This window comes from Candidatus Phytoplasma luffae, from assembly GCF_018024475.1.
GTDB lineage: Bacteria > Bacillota_I > Bacilli_A > Acholeplasmatales > Acholeplasmataceae > Phytoplasma > Phytoplasma luffae.
This window is the reverse complement of the sequence record NZ_CP054393.1, coordinates 746647-769143: the sequence shown is the minus strand read 5'-3', so window position 1 is coordinate 769143 and position 22497 is coordinate 746647. Positions and strand designations below refer to the sequence as shown.

The window sequence follows — 22497 nt, the reverse complement described above, 5'->3', positions numbered from 1 at the left end:
TTAAATTTACCCTTGAAAAAAAATTTTAATTCATAAAAATCAAACCCCGCAAGTTTCACATTCACTAATTTTTAATTTTTGTGTTCGTGTATAATAAAGAGTTTTAATACCTTTATGATGAGCGTATAAATAATATTTTTGTAAGCCTCTGGTTGTGACATCGGAAGTAATACATAATTCAAAAGAAATACCTTGATCAACATGTTTTTGAGCGGTGGCGATAACATCAATAATTTTATATTTATCCATTTTATAAGCTGTTTGATACATAAAAGCGTAATCTTTTAAACCAGGAGCAGGAAAATAAGTTTTAGAATTCCCGTAAGTTCTTTCCTCCACTAATTGTTTAATCGGAGTCAAAGAAGGAGTAGCGGACATAATATAACCAATAGAACCGTTAGGGGCTACCGCCAAACGATGAGAATTATATAAACCATGTTTCATCACTGCTTCTTTCAAAGTTGACCAATCTTGATCAGAAGGAATCTCTATCCCTTCGAAAAGTTTTTTCACTTTTTCTAATTGAGGGTAAATAGCTTTTTTTTTTTCAAAGTATTTGCCGTTGCAATAATCTGTTTTTTCAAATTGATAAAAAGTTTGTTTGGTTTTTTGAGCTTCAAGGCAAGAATGTAATAAAGAATAATAATTTAACATATTAAAGAAAACATCAATTAATTCAATATTTTCTGGGCTTCCAAAACTAATCATGTTTTCCGCAATAAAACCATGGTGACCCATAATTCCGAAACCGACACTTCGATTCAGTTTATTAGCTTTCGACACCGCAGGAACATGATTAATATTCGTATTCAAAGAAACAGAATTCATAATCTCCATCGCGACAAAAACAGTTTCTTTAATCGCTTTGTTTTTAAACATATTCCCCATATGTCCCGAAGCGAGATTACAAGAAACATCCATTCCGATTTGATCCTTCTCCCTTTCATGATAAGAAGCATACAAAGAAGTAATCGTTGGTTGTAATATTTCTGTACACAAATTAGAAAATTTAATCTTATCAAGTAAAGGATTCACTTTATTAACGTTATCGCAAAACATAATATAAGGATAACCTGATTCCCCTTGTTGTTGAGCGATCAACTCCAACAAAGAACGGGGATTAATAAATTTTTTTCTAATCTTCTGATTATTTAATAAAACATCATACCATTTATCGATTTCAATACTTAAATCAGCAAAATTTAAATTATATTCTTTATAAACATTATGAGGGTAAAAGAGAGCCATTTTTTCATTTTTCTTAGCCAATTCTAACATTTTATCAGGGACCACAACTCCCAAAGATAAAGTTTTAACCCGAATATCATCATCCGCATTCAATTTTTTCGTATTCAAAAAATCTTCAATATCAGCGTGAAAAACATTTAAATAAACCGCTCCCGCGCCTAATCTTTGACCCATTTGATCAGCATAACGGAAAGAATAATCTAAAATCTTACAAACTCCAACTATCCCTTTACAAACGCCTCGAATTCCTTTAATAGATTCGCCTTTGGCACGCAAATTGGAAAGATTAATAGAAACCCCTCCGCCTAATTTAGATAATTGCATCGAAAATTCATTAATACGTGAGATATCATTTAATGAATCGCCCCCTTCTAAAAGGAAACAAGAAACAAACTCCCCTCTTTTCTTTAAACCTGTATTCAATAAAATTGGAGTTGCAGGAGTTAAATTTTGTTCTATCAAATGAGCAACGATTTTCTGAGCTTTCAAAAAATCCCCATGAGCATGATACAAAGCATTTATCGCCAAACGATCTTCATAATTTTCTAAATATTGTTTTTTATCTCTTGTCTTTAAAGCGTAATCATGGTAAAATTTAAAAATTCCAATAAAAGAAGTAAATTTAAATTTTTTCGCATACGCTATTTGATAAATTTTTTTTATTTCTTCCCAAGAATATAATTTTAAAAAAGTTTCTTCGTAATATTCATTTTCAATTAAAAAAGTTATTTTTTCTTTTAAAGTAGAAAAAACCATTAATTTAGGTTTGATTTCTTTTTTAATAAATTCTTCAATTGCTTCTAAATCTTTATTTAAATCATTAATATAACCATTTTCATTAATAATTTGATTATTAAGAATATTCCAAGAAGGAATTTTGTTAGTATTGTTTTCTTTTTTTGTTTTTGATTGAATTTTATTCAAAACACCTTCAACATTTTCTTGATATTTTTCGTATAAATTTGTTTGTTTTTTACCAGAATAATTTTTTAACCATCGTCTCAAATATAAAAAATCTTCTTCAAAACCTTTACCTTCAAATTTAAGAACCAAAGGAATATTAAATTCTTTTTCAATATTTTCTCCTGCTTTTCCGAAATTACTTCCGTAATTTCTATTTCCGGAAACAGCGACACCGATAACAAAATGAGAATATTTTTTTAAAAAATTTTTAGTTTCTTTTGATGTTTTGCCAAATTCAACTGTTTTAGTTATTAAAAAAAGTTTTTTATTATCAATATTTTTAAATTTTTCAATATTTTCTATTTCGTAATCAATAAATTGTTTTGAAAAATCATAAACGTTACCTTTTTCGAAGCCGTCATAAATTATTTTTATTTCTAATTCATTCATATTTATTCATAATAAAAAACCCTTTTTAAATTTTTAATTTATTATATTTAAATTATACAATAATTAAAAGTAATTGAAAAAAATAAAAAATTATTTTTTTTATTTTTTTATATTAAATTTAAATTGTTATTGTTAGTGGGTTGTTCAGAATTACACTAACTTTTTTATTTTTTTAATTTTAGATTCTTTATTTGGTGAAAATAATTTTTTTCAAAAAAAAATTAGTGTAATTTTTTTGTTAGTTAGTGTAATTTTTTTGTTAGTTAGTGTAATTTTTTTATAATTAAATCACATTTTTCTTATTAAAAAAAATTAATTATTTTCTTTTAAAATCATTCTTATTGAAAAAAATATTTTTTTTAAATTTTTTTAATAAGAAAATAAAAAATTAATTATTTTTAATAAGAAAAAAATTACACTAAATGAAGTTAGTGTAATTTTGTAATAAAAAAAAATCCTTTAATATTCTCATTTTATAATCATTTTTATAAATTTTAAAATAATTAGTGTAATTTTAAAAAAATACACTAATTATTTTTTTTAAAAAAATATAAATTTAATTTAATAAATAATAATAATATAATATCAAAAAAAAGATTAACAAATTTATTATTATTGAATAAATATTTTAAAAAATAAAAATGTGTAAAATTTGAAACAAATCAATTAGGGAATAAATTAATTTTTGAAATTTTTTAGATACTGATGAAGAAATTTAAAGTAGTTATTTGTTATAAAAATTAACATGTATAAATACACTTAATATCTTTTCTTCATTTCGTTTTAATTTTAATTTTTTCTTTTGTAAAAGGTTATAAGAGAATTTTTTCTTTATATTTATTCGCGAGACAAACGGTTTTATTTTTAAATAAATCAAATAGTTTATCCATTTTTCAAATATCTTATGATGAAATAAGCCGTTTTTTAGGTTCTATAGTTAAAAGTTTATTTTATGTAATCGCTATCGATGCCGAACGTTAAATTTATCCCTTAAAATAATTTTTTGTAATTTAAAAGACTTTTTTCATCGCTCTTTTTGATTTTTTAATACATTTTTTATTTTTAAAAAAATATTTTTTAAGAGACTAATTAAAGGTTTGAATTTATATTTTTTTTCAAATTTACAAAATATATTAAAATGAATAAAAAATAGTTAATTTTTTATAGTTTTCTTATTTGAAAAGATAATATTTTTTAATTTATTTTTAGCGTTAATCAAAAATATAGAAAATAAACTTTTTCACAATATTTGTGAACAAATTAATCAAATTGATTTAAAATTATAATATGCATAAAAAAAGACTCATTTTTGAGTCTTTTTGTTTACAATTAAAATTCGAAAGAAAAAAACAAGTTTTTTTAAATTTTGGACATTTTTAAAAGTTATTATTTTTATAAATATATTCAATTTATAATTATTTTTTTTATAAACGAAATTTATACATGTAATATTAAAAAAAACATATTTTAATAATATTTTTTATATTATAATTTATTTGTATTTTTTTTTAAAAAAAGTATAAAAAAAATTAATAAAATATAGTGATAACCAAAATATGACAAACAATAACGAAAGAAGGAAGGATTATTAAATTGATCAAGCCATTGGATAATTATGTTGTTTTAAAATTAAAACAAAAAGAAGTTAAAAGTAAATCGGGAATCTTATTGCAATTAAGCAAACAAGATAAAGAGGACAATATAGGTATTATTTTAAATTGTGGCGTTGAAGTTAAAGATATTAATCCTAATGATGAAGTTGTTTTTAAAGAACATTATGCTACTAAAATTAAAATCCAAAATGAAGAATATTTGATTGTGAAAAGAGAAGATATAATTGCTATCTTAGTTTAATTGAATATAATTAATATATAAATAAATAGAAAGGGAAAAGAAATTTAATGCCATCTAAAAAAATTATTTTTGGAAAAGAAGCAAGAGAAGAAATTTTAAAAGGGGTTGATACTTTAGCAAATGTTGTTAAATTAACTTTAGGACCTAAAGGAAATAATGTTGCTTTAGAAAAAGAAAACGGATTACCTTCTATCGTAAATGACGGAGTAACAATAGCTAAAGAAATCAAATTAGAACAACCTTTGCGAAATATGGGCGTTAAATTGATAAGCGAAGCCGCTATTAAAACAAATGATAACGCTGGCGATGGGACGACAACAGCTATCGTTTTAGCTCAAAGCATGATTCAAAAAAGTTTTAAATATGTAAATTCAGGATATAAACCTATTTTGATTAAAAAAGGAATTTTAGAAGCTTCTCAAAAAGTAGTAGAGAAAATTTTAGAAAAATCTAAACCTATTTCTACACAAGAAGATATTTCCAATGTTGCAACAATTTCTTCAGGACAAAAAGAAATAGGACAAATAATAGTTTCTGCTATAGAAAAAGTAACTAAAAAAGGAGTTATTACAATAGGAGAATCTAAAGGATTTGAGACAGAATTAGAAGTAGTAGAGGGAATGCAATATGATAAAGGTTATTTATCAAGTGTTTTTATCACTAATGTTGCTAATATGTCATCAGAATTAGATAATGCTTTTGTTTTAGTGACTGATCATAAAATAAATAATATTAATGAAATTAGTGGTTTATTAGAAGAAGTTAAAGAAAAATCTGTTCCTTTATTAATTATCGCTAATTCATTTGATAATGATGTAATAAATATTTTAGCTTTGAATAAATTTCATGGAGCTTTAAATATTGTTATGACCGAAGCGCCAGGTTTCGGAGATAATCAAAAAGAATTATTAAAAGATATTTCAATTTTGACTAAAGCTACTTTCGTTGATAAAGATTTAAATACACAATTGCAAGAAATTAAATTTGAAAATTTAGGAAGAATTAAAAAAGCGATCGTTAAACAAGATAATACTATTTTGATGGGAGCAGAAAAAACTTCAGAATTATCAGAAAGAATCAAAGAAATAGAAATTAATATTCAAAATACAAAAAGTGATTATGAATTAAATAATTTAAAATCTCGTTTAGCTAAATTATCAGGTGGAATAGCAGTTATTAAAGTTGGAGCAGTTACAGAAATAGAATTAAAAGAAAAAAAACTTAGAATTGAAGACGCTTTAAACGCTACTCAAGCGGCTGTTACAGAAGGAATTCTAGTAGGCGGCGGGAAAACTTTAGTAGAAATTTATAAAGAATTAAAAAATACTTTAGTTAATACTAATATCGATATTCAAAAAGGTATTAATGTTATATTAGATAGTTTATTAATTCCTACTTATCAAATTGCTGAAAATGCTGGTTTTGATGGCGATTTAGTTTTAAAAGAACAACTAAAACAAGAAGATAATTTTGGTTTTGATGCTTCAAACGGACAATATGTAGATTTACTTAAACAAGGAATTATCGATCCTACTAAAGTAACTAAACAAGTTATTTTAAACTCAGCTTCTATTACTTCAGTTCTTGTTACAACTGAAGCGGCTGTTTTTTCTTCAAAAGATAAAAAACATTTATCTAAAAATTTAGATATGAATTCTTTTTAAAAAAAGATTTTTCAATTAATTAAGCAATCAAAAAAAGTTAATTAATAAATAAATATTTTTTTATATAAAAATTTTATTTATTTAATTAACTTTTTTAATCATAAGAATTAAAAAAATGTTAAAATAATATAATAATAGATGGATATTATAGATAAATAGCAGAAAAGAGTTTTTTTAAAAAATAGTAATATGAAATTAATTTTTAAATATATTTTTAAATATAAAAAACTTCTTCTAATTAATATGTTTTCTTTTGCATTAATTATTTCTTCTGAATTATTAATGCCAAGGATAGTCGGCGATTGTCTTATAGGAAAAGAAAATAGCAGTCAAAATAAGATTATTATTTCTTTAATTTTTGTAGTTTTGTGTATTATTGCAGGAGATTTACTTTTAAATTTTTGTATTTCTAAATTGTCCTCTTCTATATTTAAAGATTTAAGTACTGATTTGTTTAAAAAAATAAATACTTTTTCTATTTCCGAAGTAGAAAATTTAGGAGTCTCTACTATAGTTAGTAGAAGCACTTATAGCATCAATCAAATAATTAATTTCGTTGTTACTTTTTATAAAGTAGCTTTGTGTACTCCTATTATTTTATTAGTTTGTTGTTTAATTATGTGGCGTATCCATCCTACTTTAACTTATGGTCTTTTCTGTATTATTGTTTGTTTTATTATTATCTTAATTTTTATTATTAAAAAAAATTTTTCTTTATCATTAAGAATACATCAAAAATTAGAAAAATTAAATTATAAAATTAGATCTGATGTAACAGGTGTAAAAATTATAAGAAGTTTGAATAAAGAAAAAATAGAAGAAAAAAAATTTGAACAAATTAATTCAAATTTTACAAATTTAGTAATTAAATTATTTCGTTCTATATCTTCGATTGAACCTTTTTTTTATATATTATTGAATATTTCTCTTATTGCGACTATATTTTTAAGCTCTGATCTTATTTATTCTAAAAAAGTAAATATAAAAGAATTATATATCGTAACCTCTTATAATGTTTTGGTTTTATCATATATTTTAAGTTTTTTATTATTATTTATGATGTTTCCTAAAACTTTGACAGCTGTTTCAAAAATTCAATTTTTGTTCAATATCCAACCTTCTATAAAAAATAATTTAGATAAAATGGAAAAATTAGAAAAAATTACAACGTTGGAATTTCAAAATGTTTATTTTCGTCATCATTCGAATGAAGAATTTATTTTAAAAAATATTAATTTTACAGCTAAAGAATCTGAAAAAATAGCTTTTGTTGGTAAAACAGGCTCAGGAAAAACTACTTTAATGAATTTAATTCCTCGTTTAATAGATCCTTCCAAAGGAGTAGTTAAAATAAATAATATAGATATTAAAAATTATGATTTAAAATTGTTAAGAAATAAAATAGGTTTTGTTTCTCAAAAAAATATTTTGTTTAAAGGAACTATTTTAAGTAATTTATTATTCGGAAAAGAAAATGCTAGTCAAGAAAATATTTTGGATAAATCTAAAATGTCTCAATCATACGAAATGATTCAAAACAAAATGTATCAATTAGAAGAACCGGTAAGCGAATTAGGTTCTAATTTATCTGGTGGACAAAAACAAAGACTTTCTATTACAAGAGCTTTTTTAAAAGAACCTGATATTTATATTTTCGATGATTCTTTTTCAGCTTTAGATTATGCAACTGATTTAGCAATTAGAAGATCTTTGTTCGAACAAAATACAAAATCTATTACTATAATAGTGGCCCAAAGATTATCTTCTATTTTGACAGTTGATAAAATTATAGTTTTGGATAAAGGCGAAATAGTAAATATAGGAACACATCAAGAACTAATGGAAAAATGTTCTATTTATAAAGATATCGCTTTTTCTCAAAATATAAAATGAGGATTTTTCAATGAAAAAAATATTTTCTTATTTAAAACCTTTTCGAAAAAAAATAACAATTAGTATTAGTATTATTTTTATTATTGCTATTGTTCAGTCTATGATTCCTTTGTTAGAAGGGAAACAGATTTTTCAATATATAAAAAATTATTATGTAGACGGTTCGGAAGAGAATGAAGCAAAATATAAAAAACATATTATTTCATTTTTGCTTTTTATTTTAGCTTTGTATTTTTGTTGTTTTCTAGGAAAGTTTATTTATAATAAATTATTAGTCACCACTATACATAAAAGTGTCCAAAATATTCGTCAAGATATTTATATGAAAATTAATAAATTACCTATAAAATATTTTGATCAAAATACTGTTGGTGATATTATGAATAAATTGACTAATAATATGGATATTGTCTCTAACGGATTACAGCAAACTTTCGCCTCTTCTATTTATTCTTTTTTTCGTATAACTATGTTATTAACTTGTATGTTTTGGGTTCATTGGCGTTTAGGTTTAATTGTATTTTTTATGATTCCTTCTTCTTTTTTGATTATTTTTATTATTAATAAAAAAACACGTAATATTTTTATTGAAAGATTTAATCAAACATCTATTTATAATAGTTTTTTACAAGAAAAATTAACTGGTCATAAAGAAATTCTTTTATATAATCAACAAGAAAATAGTATTAAAGAGTTTAAAAAAATAAATCAAAATTTATCTGATTTTATGTTTAAATCTAATTTTTTTTCTAATATTACTTTTCCTATTGTGAATTTTATTAAATATTTTATTTTGGCGATTATTATTATTATAAGTCAGCAATTATTATATAAAGGATCCTCAGATACAACAACTATTTTATATAAATTAGGGTTTGTGGGTATTCAATTATATATTTTTCAATCTTTTATTGAGTATATTTGGGCTTTAGGCGGTCCAATAAATGAATTGAGTCATATTTTTGTTGTTATTCAATCTACAAAAGCTGCAATGTATAAAATTTCAGAATTTTTATCCGAATATGAAGAAAAAGATAATCCTGAAACTATTACTATAGATAAAGCAGAAGGTTATGTTAATTTTGATAATGTATCTTTTGGATATCATCCGAACAAATTTATTATCGAAAATATGAATTTATCTGTAGAAAAAAATCAAACAATAGCTATTGTAGGTTCTACTGGCTCAGGCAAAACTACTTTAATTAATTTATTGACTAGATTTTATGATATTGATAAAGGTTCTATAACTATTGATGGAATTGATATTAGAAATTTAACCAAACAGAATTTAAGAACGATTGTAGGATTAGTATTACAAGATATTTGGTTATTTCCAGATACTATTTTAGAAAATATTAAATATGGCAATCCTAATAAAACAGATGAAGAAGCGATAGAAATGGCTAAACAAACTCATCTTCATGAATTTGTCATTCAAAAAGAAAAAGGTTATAATACTGTTTTAAACGAAGAATTAAATAATTTATCTCAAGGAGAAAAACAATTAATAACAATAACTCGTACTTTATTACAAGATCCTTCTATTTTAATTTTAGACGAAGCCACTTCTACTATTGATACCCAAATAGAATTAATTTTACAAAAATCCATTCAAAGAATTTTAAAAAATAAAACTTCTTTTGTTATTGCTCATCGTTTGTCAACAATAGTAAACGCTGATGTTATTGTTGTTTTACAGCAAGGAAAAATTATTGAAAAAGGTAATCATAGAGAATTATTAGAAAAAAAAGGTTTTTATTACAACCTTTATCAAAGTCAATTTCAAAAATAATATAAATCTAATAATAGCAAAAATTAAATTTTTAATTTTAAAAAAAAATATTATTATTTTTTTATATATTTTATAAAGAATTATTTTATAAAAAAACCTAGTTAATTAATAACTAGGTTTTTATTTTTATAGTATTTAATAATTTATGAATATTATTTTTTATTTATAATAAGTTCATTTAACATTTTTATAAAATTATTTAAATTAATGTTTTCTTGTTTATTATTTTGATAACGTCTAAATGTTAAAGTATTTGTTTGTATTTCTTTATCTCCGATAACAATTTGAAAAGGGATTTTATTTTTTTGCGCTTCTCTTATTTTGTAATTTAAACTCATTTCTTTATCATTTAATTCTATTCTAAAATTATTTTTAATAAATAAATTTTTTATTTTTTTAGTGTATTCTAAATGCGCTTGATTATTAATAGGGATTAAAACAATTTGTACAGGAGCTAACCATAAAAGAAAAGCACCTTTATTTTTTTCTATTAAATAAGAAATAAATCTTTCTAAAGTTGAAATTATAGCTCGGTGAATTAAAATAGGATGGTGTTCTTTATTATCTGTACCGATATAAGTTAAATTAAATTTTTTAGGTAATAAAAAATCTAATTGAATGGTGGATAAAGTTTCTTCATTTTTTAAAGCTGTTAAAACTTGAATATCTAGTTTAGGGCCGTAAAAAGCAGCGTCCCCTTTAACTTCTTTAAATGGTATATTTAATTCTTTTAATATTTCTTTTAATAAAGATTCTGATTTTTCCCATATAATGTCATCGTCAAAATATTTATGCTTGTTTGTTTTATCTCTTGTGCTTAAATTAAAATTATATTCTTTAATATCAAAATCTTTGTATACTTCTAAAATGAATTTAATAATTTCGCTAAATTGTTCTTTTATTTGATTTTGATCGATAAAAATATGAGCATCATTTAAAGTCATTTCTCTAGTTCTTTGTAAACCAGATACAGCGCCTGAATGTTCATAACGATGCATCATACCTAATTCAGCGATTTTTAAAGGTAATTCTTTGTAACTACGTAATTTTTGTTTAAAAATCATCATATGGTGAGGACAATTCATAGGACGTAAAACTAATTTTTCTTTGTTTTCAAATTCCATTATCGGAAACATGTTTTCTTTATAAAGTTGCAAATGTCCTGATTGTTCGTATAATTTAATATTTGCTAAAATAGGAGTATAAACATGTTGATAATCATAATTCAATTCTTTGTCAACTATATATCTTTCTATAATGCGACGAATAGTAGCACCTTTAGATAAAAAAAAGGGTAATCCTACACCTACTTCAGGCGAAAACATAAAAAAATTTTTCTCTTTGTTAATGTTTTTATGATCTCTTTGTTTTCTTTCTATTAGTTGATTTAAATGTTCTTTTAAATCTTTCTTATCAAAAAAAGAAACCCCATAAATTCTAGTTAGAGAATTGTTTTTTGTGCTTCCTTCAAAATAAGAACCCGATACATTTAATAATTTAAAATTTTTCATATGATTAGTGTTAATTAAATGAACACTTGGTATATACAATTCTTTAAAATTTTGACAACAATAAAGTTTAATATATTTTTTAGGATTTTTTCGCAACATAATCTGTTTATATTTATTATCTTTAAATAATGTTAAAGCTTCTTCAAAAGTTATTTTTTTTTTAAAAATTTCTAAATTTTTATTAGCTATTTCATACATTTTGTCTTCTATTTTTTTTAAATCATTAATAGAAACGTTATCATTTTGGAAATCAATTTCATAATAAAAACCTTCTTCATTAATTGAACCAGAAACTAACAAAGATTTTGTATAAATTTCTTTTATAGATTGAGCTAATAATAAACTAGTATTATGATTTAAAATGGCTAAACTTTGGTTATGTTTTGTATCAATAACTTCTAAATTACCATTATTTTCTAAAGGTTGTTTTAAATCAATCAATTGATTATTAAAATAAGCTGCTATATTTTTGTGTGGAAAATAGTTTTTATTTTCTTTGATTATTTCTAAAACATTTGCCCCTTTAACAATTTTTTTTTGTACATTTTTAAATGTAATATTAATCATTATAAATGATGTTCCCTTTTATATATTTTTTATATATAATTAATTTATTTTCCTAAACAAAATTTAGAAAATAATTCATTAATTAAACTATCTTGAGCGTTTTTACCCAAAATATTATTTAAAGCTTCAAAAGCTTCTTTTAAATTTATTGTATGCATATCAATCTCAACATTTTTTTTAATATCTGTAATAATATTTTTTAAAGCTTTTAAAGCAATTTGTATTTGTTGTATATGTCTAGAGTTAGACGTATAATTAAAATCTTTCTCAGAAATTTTGTTTAATTGGAATTTTTTTAAAATAGTTTGTTTTAGTTCCTCGATTCCTTCTTCGGTTTTATTAGAGATTTGTATTATTTTTTCTTTTATGTTTGATAAATCTATTCTTTTTGTTAAATCTTTTTTACTAGTAATAATTATTCTAATTTTGTTTTTTGTTAATTCTAATAATAATTTATCATTTTCTTCTAAAGGATTATTTTGATCTAATAATAATAATATTAATTCTGCTTTAGGGATTAGTTTTTTAGTTTTATCTATTCCTATTTGTTCTAAAGAATCTGTTGTTTTATGTATTCCAGCAGTATCAATTAAAAATAAATCAATTCCTTGAATTTTAACATGACCATCTACATAATCTCTTGTAGTGCCCGGAATATTCGAAACAATAGCTCTTTTTTCATTTAATAAAATATTTAATAAACTAGATTTTCCGACATTAGGTTTACCTAAAATTAAAACTTGTAATCCTTTTTTAAAAAAACGATTATTTACACAAGAATTTAAAATTTCTTCCATTTGAAGAATGAGTTTTTGGGTTTTAGGTAAAATAATTTCATTAGTCATTATTTCGATATCTTCATATTCAGGGTAATCAATGTTAACTTCTATTTTTCCGATTAATTCTAAAATTTTTGTGTTTAATTTTTCAATTAATTGAGATGTTTTTTTTTGTAATCCTGAGTTGGCTAATTTGATAGCATTTTCGTTTTTAGCAAAAATTAAATCCATAATAGATTCTGCTTGAATTAAATCTATTTTATTATTTAAAAAAGATCTTTTGCTAAATTCTCCTGGTTGTGCTAATCTGATACCTAAAGATAAAATTCTTTCTAATAGCAATTGAGTTATCAAAATTCCTCCATGGCCTTGAACTTCAACAACATTTTCACCTGTGAAAGAGTTAGGTTCTTTAAAAATAGAAATTAAAACTTCATCCAATATTTTATTATCATGGTTTAAAATAAAACCATGATGAATAGTATGTGAAGCTACTTTTGATAAATCTTTTTGATTCGGTTTACTTAAAAATATTTTATTAATTTGTTTAATAGCTTCAGGACCGCTAATTCTTATCACACTAATACTTCCTGTTCCTAAAGGAGTAGCGATGGCGGCTATTGTATCGTTTACCAACATTTATATCAATCGCCTTTTTATCTTTTTTTAACTATTATTTTCTTTTTTAAAATCTTTAATAGATTCTTTTATTAATTTAATAACTTGATTCATTTCATCATTATTTTTAACAATTACGCCACAAGCTCTTCTATGTCCGCCGCCTCCGAATCGTTGAGCAATGTGACTTATAGAAGGACCATAAGTACGAATGCTAAATTTCCATTTACCATCAGATAACTGACAAATAAAAGCCCATACTAAATTTTCTTTGGTACAATTTAAAACATTAACGATAGAAAAAGCAGATGCCATATTTAAATTAAATTTTTTTATTGTTTCCTCGTTAAATTTAAAATAAATAAAACCTTCTTCAGATATAAAATTGCTACATACAAAACCTTTAAATTTTAAAAAATCAAGATTTTTTCTGTTTAATTTTTTTTCTATTTCCATAATGTTGATATCATATTTTAATAAATCAGAGGCCACTTGTAAAGTTGTAGAATTCACTCTTTCAAAACGAAAATTACCAGTATCTGTTACTATTCCTGTGTATATAGGTAATGCGCCTTCTTTTGTTAATTTAAACTTATTAACTTTTTTTAAATGATAAATCATTTCTGAACAAGAACCGAAATTACTATCTATCCATTCATAATCGCCAATTTTTTCAATAAACAAATGGTGATCAATTCTAATAATCATTTTACCTAAACTATATCGTGAATCACTAATGACATTTTTTTGACCACAGTCTACAACAAAAACCAAAGCGTTTTTATAAAAATCATCAGGAATAATATCCATTTTTCCTAAAAAAGATATAATTGGTTCTGTTTCGCCTACCACATAAACATTTTTATCTGGATAAGTATTTTTTATTATATTTTTTAATCCTAATTGAGAACCGTAACAATCTCCATCAGGTTTGGCGTGACCATGAATAATAATAGTTTCGAATTGTTCGATGTATTTTTTAATTAATTTCATTTTAATATAAAAATTCCTTTTTTGATTTTATTATTTCTTACTATCTTTATTATATTTTATTATTTTAACATATGTTATAAACACTTTATATATAAAAATATATTTTTATAAATTTCGATTTTTATTTTTTTTATAAAAAACTAATATATAATAAGTTTAATTAAAACAAACTCAAAACTTATATTTTAAGTTTTGAGTTTGTTTATGAAACATCAATATTTATAGAATATTTAGAGTTTTAATATGATTATGGAATTAAATTTTGTTTTATTCAATAAAATTCAATTGAAATCTTTTGTAATTTTCATCAAAAGATTTTTGAATTTCCTTTTTTATGTCTATATTTTTATTTTTAATTGTGAAAATTTCTATAAAAAGATCTGTAAAAATATTTCTTAAATAATTAGAATTTTTAAAAATAGGACTAGTGTAAAAATAATTTTCGTCTTTATTTTTTATAATTTCGTCTAAAAATTCTTGCGTTTCTGAAACCTGATTTTGTTCATTTAATTTGTTTTTAAAATCTGTTTGAGCAATATTAAACAAATATCCTTTATTAAAGAATTTTTCATATGTTTTAAATGAAATTAAATCCTTTAAAAATAACCAAGAAGCTATCATTTCTTCTGTTGATTGAGAATAAAATAAATTAATGTTAGGTCCTTGTAGAATATTTTGATTTTCTTTTCTTTTGTCCACTTGTCCTTCATAATTATATTTAGGTATTTCATGCACACGAAGTGAATCTTTTGAATAAACTTTATTATATAAATATTGGAATCTTCTTGTTGAAGTTATAAAAAAGCATATATTTTTTTGTTTGATCAATTTTTCAGATTGATTTTCACCGACAAATTTAGTTAAAGTTAGATAGTCTTTATCATAAAAATCTTTTTTAAAATATTGAAATATATTTTGGACTTCTTGGTTTTGAAAAAAATTTTGTATTGTTTCTTTTTCATTTGTAGGATAGTCCAAATTTACTTGTTCGATACTATTTATGAATAAATTATCTCCACTATTTACTAATATAGGGATAAAATTTTCACCTTGTGTTTTTTTTAATATTTCGCATATTTTCTTCATTTCGTCCCATTTTATTTCTGCTTTTATTAATTCACCTGTTTCTAGATCGACAAATTTTTTTAATTCTTTTTTTTCTTCTTCTTTTAATTTTTCTATAATTTCTTTCAATAATTCACGATTGTAAAACATAGCTTCTGTTGTTTTTAAAAAAGGTAAATAATAATATTTTCCCCCTTCATTATCTGGATTTATTTTTTGTACATAATTTTTAATAAATTTTTCTTTAATTTGGTCTCCCTTAAATTCTTCATCTTTATTTATAAAAATATCTAAAGGAACAACTTTGCCAGAACCAGAATAAAATTGAATATGATCGGGGTAAGAAAAAACTAAATTAGGTTGTTTGTTAACATTTAAAGCGTTAGAAACACTTTGCAAAACTTGACCCCAAGAATTTTTTTTATTTGCTTTAATTTCAATTTGAGGAAATTTTTCTTCGAATTTTTCAATAATTTCTTTTATAATTTCTTCTTCTTCAGTGTATAAATTATGCCAAAATGTAATTTTATATTTTTTTCCATTTGTGTCTTTTTTTTTAAATTCTTTTTCCCATTCTTCTAATGGTTTGTTTTGTAAATTTGTTTCTAAATCGCCATATAGTTTTGATTTTTCTTCTTTACCTTTTAAATGGGATAAATTAAAAATATAAATTATAACTAGCCAAACTATAAAAAAACAAAAGATAAATAAAATATCTTTTTTTTTATCCTTTGATACCACTTCTGTTTGCTCCTGAGATAATATATTTTTTAAAACAAATAAAAATAAAAAATAAAGGAACATTTATTAATATAGCGGTAGCCATTTGAATATTAATTTTTTCCATTCCTGAATCTGTATTAAAATTAGCTCTTGTTACATTAGTTAATAATTTAGCTCCTATTAATGCAGGCCATGAATAAGCGTTCCAAGCAGCCACTATTCTAAAAATAACAGTTACTATAATAGTAGGTTTAGCGATAGGAACTATTATTTTCCAAAGATATTTCCAGTCACTAGTTCCGTCAATTTTAGCGCTCAAATATAATTCTTTAGGAATTTGATTAAAAGTTTTAATTAATAATAAAATATGAATTGTATTAATTAAAAAAGGAAAAATTAAAGCATAATCATTACCAAAAGGAATTTCAGAATCTTTTCCGTGATTTACCCATCCCCAATCAGAAACAGTTCTATAATTAGTAAGTACTAAAGTTTCACTTACAGTCATTAAACTTAATAATAAAAATATTATCATAATAGATTTTAATCTTGAATTTATTTTTAGAATACTTAATACATAAGATGTTAAAATAGAACAAATAGTGCCTAATAAAGTAGAAAAAAAAGTTATTCTGAAAGTATTCCAAAATAATTTTAAAAATGATGAAGAATTCAATTGCACAGATTCTTTATAATTTTCCCAAAGTTTCCATTTATTAGGCCAAGACAAATAGTTGTTTTGTACAATATCTTGAAAATCTTTTGCGGATAAAATAAACATTAAGAAAAAAGGGAAAATAAAAATAAAAGTAATAAAAAATAAAAATAAATATGTTATTAAAGTAAGAATATTAATTTTTTTCTTAAAAATATTTTTAAAAATTAAAAAATAATTCTTCATCTTTTTTATTATTTTTTTCATTATTATCAAAAACCTTATATTACTTTATTGTTTTTTTTGAAACAAAAAAACCTATTAAAGTAAAGAAAATAGAAGCAAAAAATAAGACGATAGCAGCCGCTGCCCCTTTAGAAAAAGATTTTAAAGTGGTATTAGACAATTGATTATAAATGTAACCAACTATCGTGTCTATTTTGTATTGATGAGAAGCTCCGAACAAACCAACAACAGATTCATATTCTTTAAAAACAGCCATCATTTCTATAATAAATTGATAAAAAATAACAGGAGCTATTAAAGGCAATGTAATTTTATAAAAAATACGCCATTTTGAAGCGCCATCGACTTTTGCAGCATCATAATATGATTTATCAATATCTTGTAAAAATAAAACAAAAACAAAAATTTTAAAAGGTAATCTAGCCCACATATTATATAAAATTAAAACAAAAATTTTATTATGATAAGGAGCTGTTACAGTTACAAATTCTTGCGATTTCCAACCAAATAATTTTATAAAAGAGTTGAATAAACCGTCAGGATTATTAGAAGCAATTCCAAAAGTATTACAATAAAATACAATACTAAAAATCATTCCCATAATTACTGTATTAGAAATCATAGGTAGAAAAAATAAAGTTTTAAAAGTGTTTTTAAAAAAACGATTTTTAATATTATTCAAAGCTAAAGCGATTAATAAAGCAAAAGTCAATGATATAGGAGGCACTAACAAAACTAATAAAAGAGTATTTAACAAAGCGAATCTAAATTCATGTTCTTGAAAAATATTTTGAAAATTTTTAAAACTAAAAATCTCGCCAATTTTAGTCCCGAGTGAATCATCGAATTTATTATAATTACTATTAAAAGCGATAGCCAAAACTTTAACTAAAGGAAAAAAAACAAAAATATTTAAAACTATTATAGCAGGGATTAGGTATAAAAAATTAATGTTTATTTTTTTTTTTATTTTTTCTTTGATACAAAACATTTAATAAATCCTACCGCCAGTAATTTTATCGAAAAGGAAAAAATTTTTTTTCGAAATATTAAAACGGAATTTTTTTTTGTATACATCTTTTAAATTTAATTCATTTTCTTGTTTTTTGGTAATAATTATTTGAAAATTAGAATGAATAGAATGAGGATTTTTAGCTAATAAAAATAATTCCCTCCCTATATTTTCTAAAACTATACCTTCAACTTCTAAAAGTCCATTTTTATCAGCTATATACCCTTCTGGTCTAATCGCTAAATGCACTTCTTGTTCTTTAATTTTTTTAAATTCAGGATCTTGTTGTATAACTATATCTCCTAAAAAAAGTTTATCATCTTTTATTTTTCCGTTAAATAGAGAAATATGAGGAACTCCTAAAAAAGATGCAACAAATAAATTAACGGGATTGTTATAAATTTTTTTCGGAATATCTTTTTGTTGGATAACTCCTTTATTCATAACATAAATTTTATCACTTATAGACATTGCTTCTTCTTGATCGTGAGTAACAAAAATAGCTGTAATCTTAGTCTTTTTTTGAATTCTTCTAATTTCTTCTCTCATTTTTAAACGAAGTCTTGTATCTAAATTAGATAAAGGTTCGTCTAATAATAAAATTTTAGGTTTTTTAATTAAGGCTCTAGCCAAAGATACTCTTTGTTGTTGTCCTCCTGATAATTCGGAAGGTTTTTTATCTAAAATATCTTCTATTGAAGCTAATGCGGAAATTCTTTCTACTTCTATTTTAATGTCTTCATCGGAAAATTTTAAATTCTTCAACGGAAAAGTAATATTTTGAAAAACTGTCATATGCGGATATAAAGAATAATTTTGAAATACTAAACCAATACCTCTTTTTTCAGGAGGGACATTAGTTATATCTTTATCATCAAATAAAATTTTACCTTCACTAACTTGGGTTAAACCTGCTATCATATAAAGAATAGTCGATTTTCCACAACCTGAAGGCCCTAATAAACTAATCAATTCACCAGTAGATATATTTAAATTAATTTTATTAACTGCATAATATTTTTGTTTATTTTTTTTATTTATAAAATTCTTAGAAACATTTTCTAATATTATTCCCATGGTTATAAAAAAATCCTTTAATTTATATTTAATTAATTTTTTAATTTGTTAAAAACTAAGCATTTTTAGGAGTTCTAGGGAATGCTATAACATCTCTAATATTATCCAAACCAGTTAAAAAAATTAATAACCTTTCGAATCCCATACCAAAACCTGAATGTATACAACTTCCAAAACGTCTTAAATCTAAATACCATTCTAATTCTTTTGTAGAAATGTTAAATTGATTCATTTTATTTTTTAAAATTTGTAGGTCATCTTCTCTTTGTGAACCGCCTATTAATTCTCCTATTTGAGGAACTAATAAATCCATAGCTGCTACAGTTTCATTATCATCATTATTTTTCATATAAAAAGCTTTAATATTAATAGGCCAATCAATAATGAAAATAGGCTCTTGAAACAAATTAGTTAAAAATTTCTCGTGTTCCTTAGATAAATCAGCTCCATAATAAGGTTTATTTTCAAAAACTATTTTACTATTTATCAAAATTTGAATAGCTTCTTTATATGTGATTTGTTTAAAAACTTCTAATTCAACTACTTTTTGTAATCTTTGAATTAAGTTAGGTTCTACATTATTTTCTAAAAATATAAAATCTTCTTTATTCCGTTCTAAACAAAAATTAATTACATATTGAATCATTTTTTGTGCTATTTTGATATTTTCTTGCAAATCACAAAAAGCTATTTCAGGTTCTATCATCCAAAATTCAGATATATGTTTAGTAGTATTAGAATTTTCAGCTCTAAAAGTAGGTCCGAAAGTATAAATTTTCTTAAAAGATAAAGCAAGCGCCTCTCCTTCTAATTGACCTGTCACAGTTAAAAAAGTAGGTTTTTTAAAAAAATCTTGTGTATAATCTACTTTTTTATTTTGGTCTAAAGGTATTTGGTTTAAATTTAAAGTAGTAACTTGAAATAATTCACCTGCTCCTTCACCGTCACTAACAGTAATAATAGGGGTATGCACCCAAATAAAACCTTCTTTTTGGAAAAATTCATGAATTCCACAACTAGCTGTATTTCTGATTCTAAAAACAGCACCGAAAATATTAGTTCTAGTTCTTAAATGAGGGAATTGACGTAAAAAAGTTTTAGAATGTTTTTTAGATTGAATCGGATAAGGAATATGGTTCTTCCCTAAAAGAATTATTTTATTAGCTAATAATTCAAAAGGTTGAGAAGCTTTAGGGTTAACAACCAATTCACCTTCTAAATGTAAAGAAACTCCTACTTGTAATTTATCTTTTATTTCGTCAAAAGAAGGATCGCCAATATTTTTATAAACAACTTGTAAACCTTCTAAATAAGTTCCATCGTTTAAATCCAAAAAAAATATTTTTTTTTGAAAACGTAAGTGTTTAACCCAACCTTTAATATAAATTTTTTTATTTATATATGATTCGTAATTTTTATAAAGGGTCTTGACAGAAAACATTATTATATTCCTTTAATAATAGCAATTAATATCATCATTTTATGAATTGTTTTATTTATCGATAAAATTTTTAAAAAATATTTACAAATTTTTTTGGATAAATTGAAATTTATATTTTGATAATATAATTGATAAATTATTTTATTATAACTATTCTAATATATTATAATGTTTTTAAATTTATATTTAAAATTTAAAATTTTTTTATATTAAAAAATATTAAATTATGTTAATTTTTAACTTATTTAATTTAAATTTTTTTAATTCAAATTAAGATAAAAATACTTTTTAATTTTATATTCTAATTAATTTTATTATCATTTTTTTATATATTTTACTATCTTCATTTTATCATAATATTAACCATTTATAAAGATAAATAGTTTCTGTTTAATAAAATATTATGGATAAATTAAATAGATTTTGATTTCAGATTTATTTTTCTATTTTTTTATATTATTATAGTTATAAACTTAATTATTTTTTGGAATAAATAATAAACTAAATTTTTTAATTCTCTTATAAATTAATTTAACTAAATTAGATAAATTAAAAATATAAAAAATAGAATATTAGTGCGCTGTTCCATTTTTTTGGACATATTTTAATTTTAAAATTGTTCTTTAAAACTTAAAATTAAGTAGATAATTTCATATCTTTTCAAACTAACAAAGTTGTTTTTAATTAAATTAAAAAGTGTCTAAAGTTTTTTAATAATTTGCTAGTTTCAAAAGATATTTTTTTCAATATTTTACCCTTCCATATATATAGTTAGGTAAAAAAAGTTAAAAAGGTGTCTACAAAATAAAAAGAAAATAATCTTTTATATAATTTTAATATTTTTCTTAAAAAAAGGGTGCAGAAAAGTAACCTTTTTTATAAGGTTATATTATTTATGTAAATTTAACTAATAATTTATCTAAGAGTTTGAAAATATTGTAAAGGGGATAAATTATTTAATTTAGTTAAAAGCCATTTATGATTCCAAAAAGAAGGAAATTGATTAATTATTTTTGTGATTTTTGGAATTGTTTTTTGAAATAAAAAAGGATGACGATGATATAAAATACTTTTCATTTGGCCGAACAGATTTTCAATTACTGCGTTATCACGTGGAGTGGCTTTGCGGGACATGCTGATTAAAAAACCTTTTTTAGTTAGGATTTGTTGAACTTTTAGAGATTGATAAACTGAACCTTGATCAGAATGAATAATACAAGGTTTTTTTAATTTAGGTAATTTTTGGATTGTTTTTAATACTAAATCTTTATTTTGACAATTAGAAGTATGTGAAGCGATAATTTGATTATTAAAAGAATCTATAACACAAGAAAAATATAAAAAACCTTGAGGAGTTTTAAAATAAGTAATATCAGTGAATAGTTTTTGTAGGGGTCGAGATGAAATAAATTCTTGATTGATTAAGTTAGGTACTATTTTAATTTTATTTTGTAAATTATTTTTATAATGATGTTTATTTTTTTTAATTCTTAACCGACAAAAAATATTTTTTTCTTTCATAATGAGATAAACTTTTTTCTTAGTAATTGATTCATTGAAAGTTTTTTGGTATAAAACAGTAATTTTATGATGACCGAAAAAATATTCATGATTACAACATAAAGCTTCGATTCTTTTTTGTTGCAAAAGGTATTTTTCTTGTTTTAATTTTAATTGTTCTTTAATTTTTAACCAGTAATAATAAGTACTTCTTTTGATTTGGATAGTTTTTAAAATGGTAGTAAGATTTAAGTTATTTTTAAATTTTTTAACCAAATTAAAAACTATTTTTTTATCAATTTTAGTTATTTTTTCAATCATTTTTTGCAATAATTTGAATTTTTGTTTTAATTTTTTCATTATTAAACACTATTTACCTTATTTTTTTTGATTATATTAATAATTATAATTCAAAAAGGTTTTTAAATCAAAAAAATACCATTAATTTGTTTTATTTTTTAGTTTTGCGCTGATGAAATTGGTAAGGTTTGAAAAAAAAGGGG

At 22.6% G+C, this 22497-nt stretch carries 14 protein-coding genes; 4 read left to right on the top strand and 10 right to left on the bottom strand.

Annotation, left to right across the window (positions count from 1 at the left end):
* Nucleotides 1-39 precede the first annotated feature (39 nt).
* Nucleotides 40-2601, bottom strand: coding sequence for a class 1b ribonucleoside-diphosphate reductase subunit alpha (gene nrdE / locus LFWB_RS03860; protein WP_210954695.1), 2562 nt, complete (start codon nt 2599-2601; stop codon nt 40-42).
* Nucleotides 2602-4194: 1593 nt separating this feature from the next.
* Here nrdE and LFWB_RS03855 point away from each other — a divergent pair.
* The 4 genes from LFWB_RS03855 (at nt 4195) to LFWB_RS03840 (ending at nt 9807) form a co-directional block, all read left to right on the top strand.
* Complete coding sequence (locus tag LFWB_RS03855) at nt 4195-4455, top strand: co-chaperone GroES family protein (protein WP_210954694.1); 261 nt, start codon at nt 4195-4197, stop codon at nt 4453-4455.
* 47 nt (nt 4456-4502) lie between these two features.
* Complete coding sequence (groL, locus tag LFWB_RS03850) at nt 4503-6119, top strand: chaperonin GroEL (RefSeq protein ID WP_210954693.1); 1617 nt, start codon at nt 4503-4505, stop codon at nt 6117-6119.
* 243 nt (nt 6120-6362) lie between these two features.
* Nucleotides 6363-8012: an ABC transporter ATP-binding protein gene (locus LFWB_RS03845; RefSeq protein ID WP_246454220.1), complete on the top strand. Its 1650-nt coding sequence runs from the start codon at nt 6363-6365 to the stop codon at nt 8010-8012.
* A gap of 10 nt (nt 8013-8022) precedes the next feature.
* Nucleotides 8023-9807 carry an ABC transporter ATP-binding protein gene (locus LFWB_RS03840; protein WP_210954691.1) on the top strand — a complete coding sequence of 595 codons (1785 nt, stop codon included), beginning with the start codon at nt 8023-8025 and terminating at the stop codon, nt 9805-9807.
* A 152-nt stretch (nt 9808-9959) separates the two neighbouring features.
* On the opposite strand, the gene thrS is transcribed toward LFWB_RS03840, so the two are convergent.
* From thrS to LFWB_RS03795, 9 genes are all read right to left on the bottom strand, one after another.
* A complete protein-coding gene (gene thrS, locus LFWB_RS03835; RefSeq protein ID WP_210954690.1) occupies nt 9960-11885 on the bottom strand; it encodes a threonine--tRNA ligase in 1926 nt (641 codons plus the stop codon).
* A 44-nt stretch (nt 11886-11929) separates the two neighbouring features.
* Entirely contained in the window at nt 11930-13300 is a 1371-nt protein-coding gene (gene mnmE, locus LFWB_RS03830) for a tRNA uridine-5-carboxymethylaminomethyl(34) synthesis GTPase MnmE (RefSeq protein ID WP_210954957.1), read from the bottom strand.
* A 30-nt stretch (nt 13301-13330) separates the two neighbouring features.
* Nucleotides 13331-14275: a DHH family phosphoesterase gene (locus LFWB_RS03825; RefSeq protein ID WP_210954689.1), complete on the bottom strand. Its 945-nt coding sequence runs from the start codon at nt 14273-14275 to the stop codon at nt 13331-13333.
* A gap of 267 nt (nt 14276-14542) precedes the next feature.
* Entirely contained in the window at nt 14543-16144 is a 1602-nt protein-coding gene (locus LFWB_RS03820; RefSeq protein ID WP_210954688.1) for an ABC transporter substrate-binding protein, read from the bottom strand.
* Nucleotides 16065-16793 carry a carbohydrate ABC transporter permease gene (locus LFWB_RS03815; RefSeq protein ID WP_210954687.1) on the bottom strand — a complete coding sequence of 243 codons (729 nt, stop codon included), beginning with the start codon at nt 16791-16793 and terminating at the stop codon, nt 16065-16067. The genes LFWB_RS03820 and LFWB_RS03815 overlap by 80 nt, the downstream gene beginning before the upstream one ends.
* 211 nt (nt 16794-17004) lie before the next feature.
* Nucleotides 17005-17955, bottom strand: coding sequence for a carbohydrate ABC transporter permease (locus LFWB_RS03810; RefSeq protein WP_210954686.1), 951 nt, complete (start codon nt 17953-17955; stop codon nt 17005-17007).
* Nucleotides 17956-19053, bottom strand: a complete 1098-nt coding sequence (locus LFWB_RS03805; RefSeq protein WP_210954685.1) for an ABC transporter ATP-binding protein — start codon at nt 19051-19053, stop codon at nt 17956-17958.
* A gap of 55 nt (nt 19054-19108) precedes the next feature.
* Entirely contained in the window at nt 19109-20494 is a 1386-nt protein-coding gene (gene asnS / locus LFWB_RS03800) for an asparagine--tRNA ligase (protein WP_420887580.1), read from the bottom strand.
* Nucleotides 20495-21409: 915 nt separating this feature from the next.
* A complete protein-coding gene (locus tag LFWB_RS03795) occupies nt 21410-22354 on the bottom strand; it encodes an IS3 family transposase (protein ID WP_210954511.1) in 945 nt (314 codons plus the stop codon).
* Between the last annotated feature and the right edge of the window lie 143 nt (nt 22355-22497).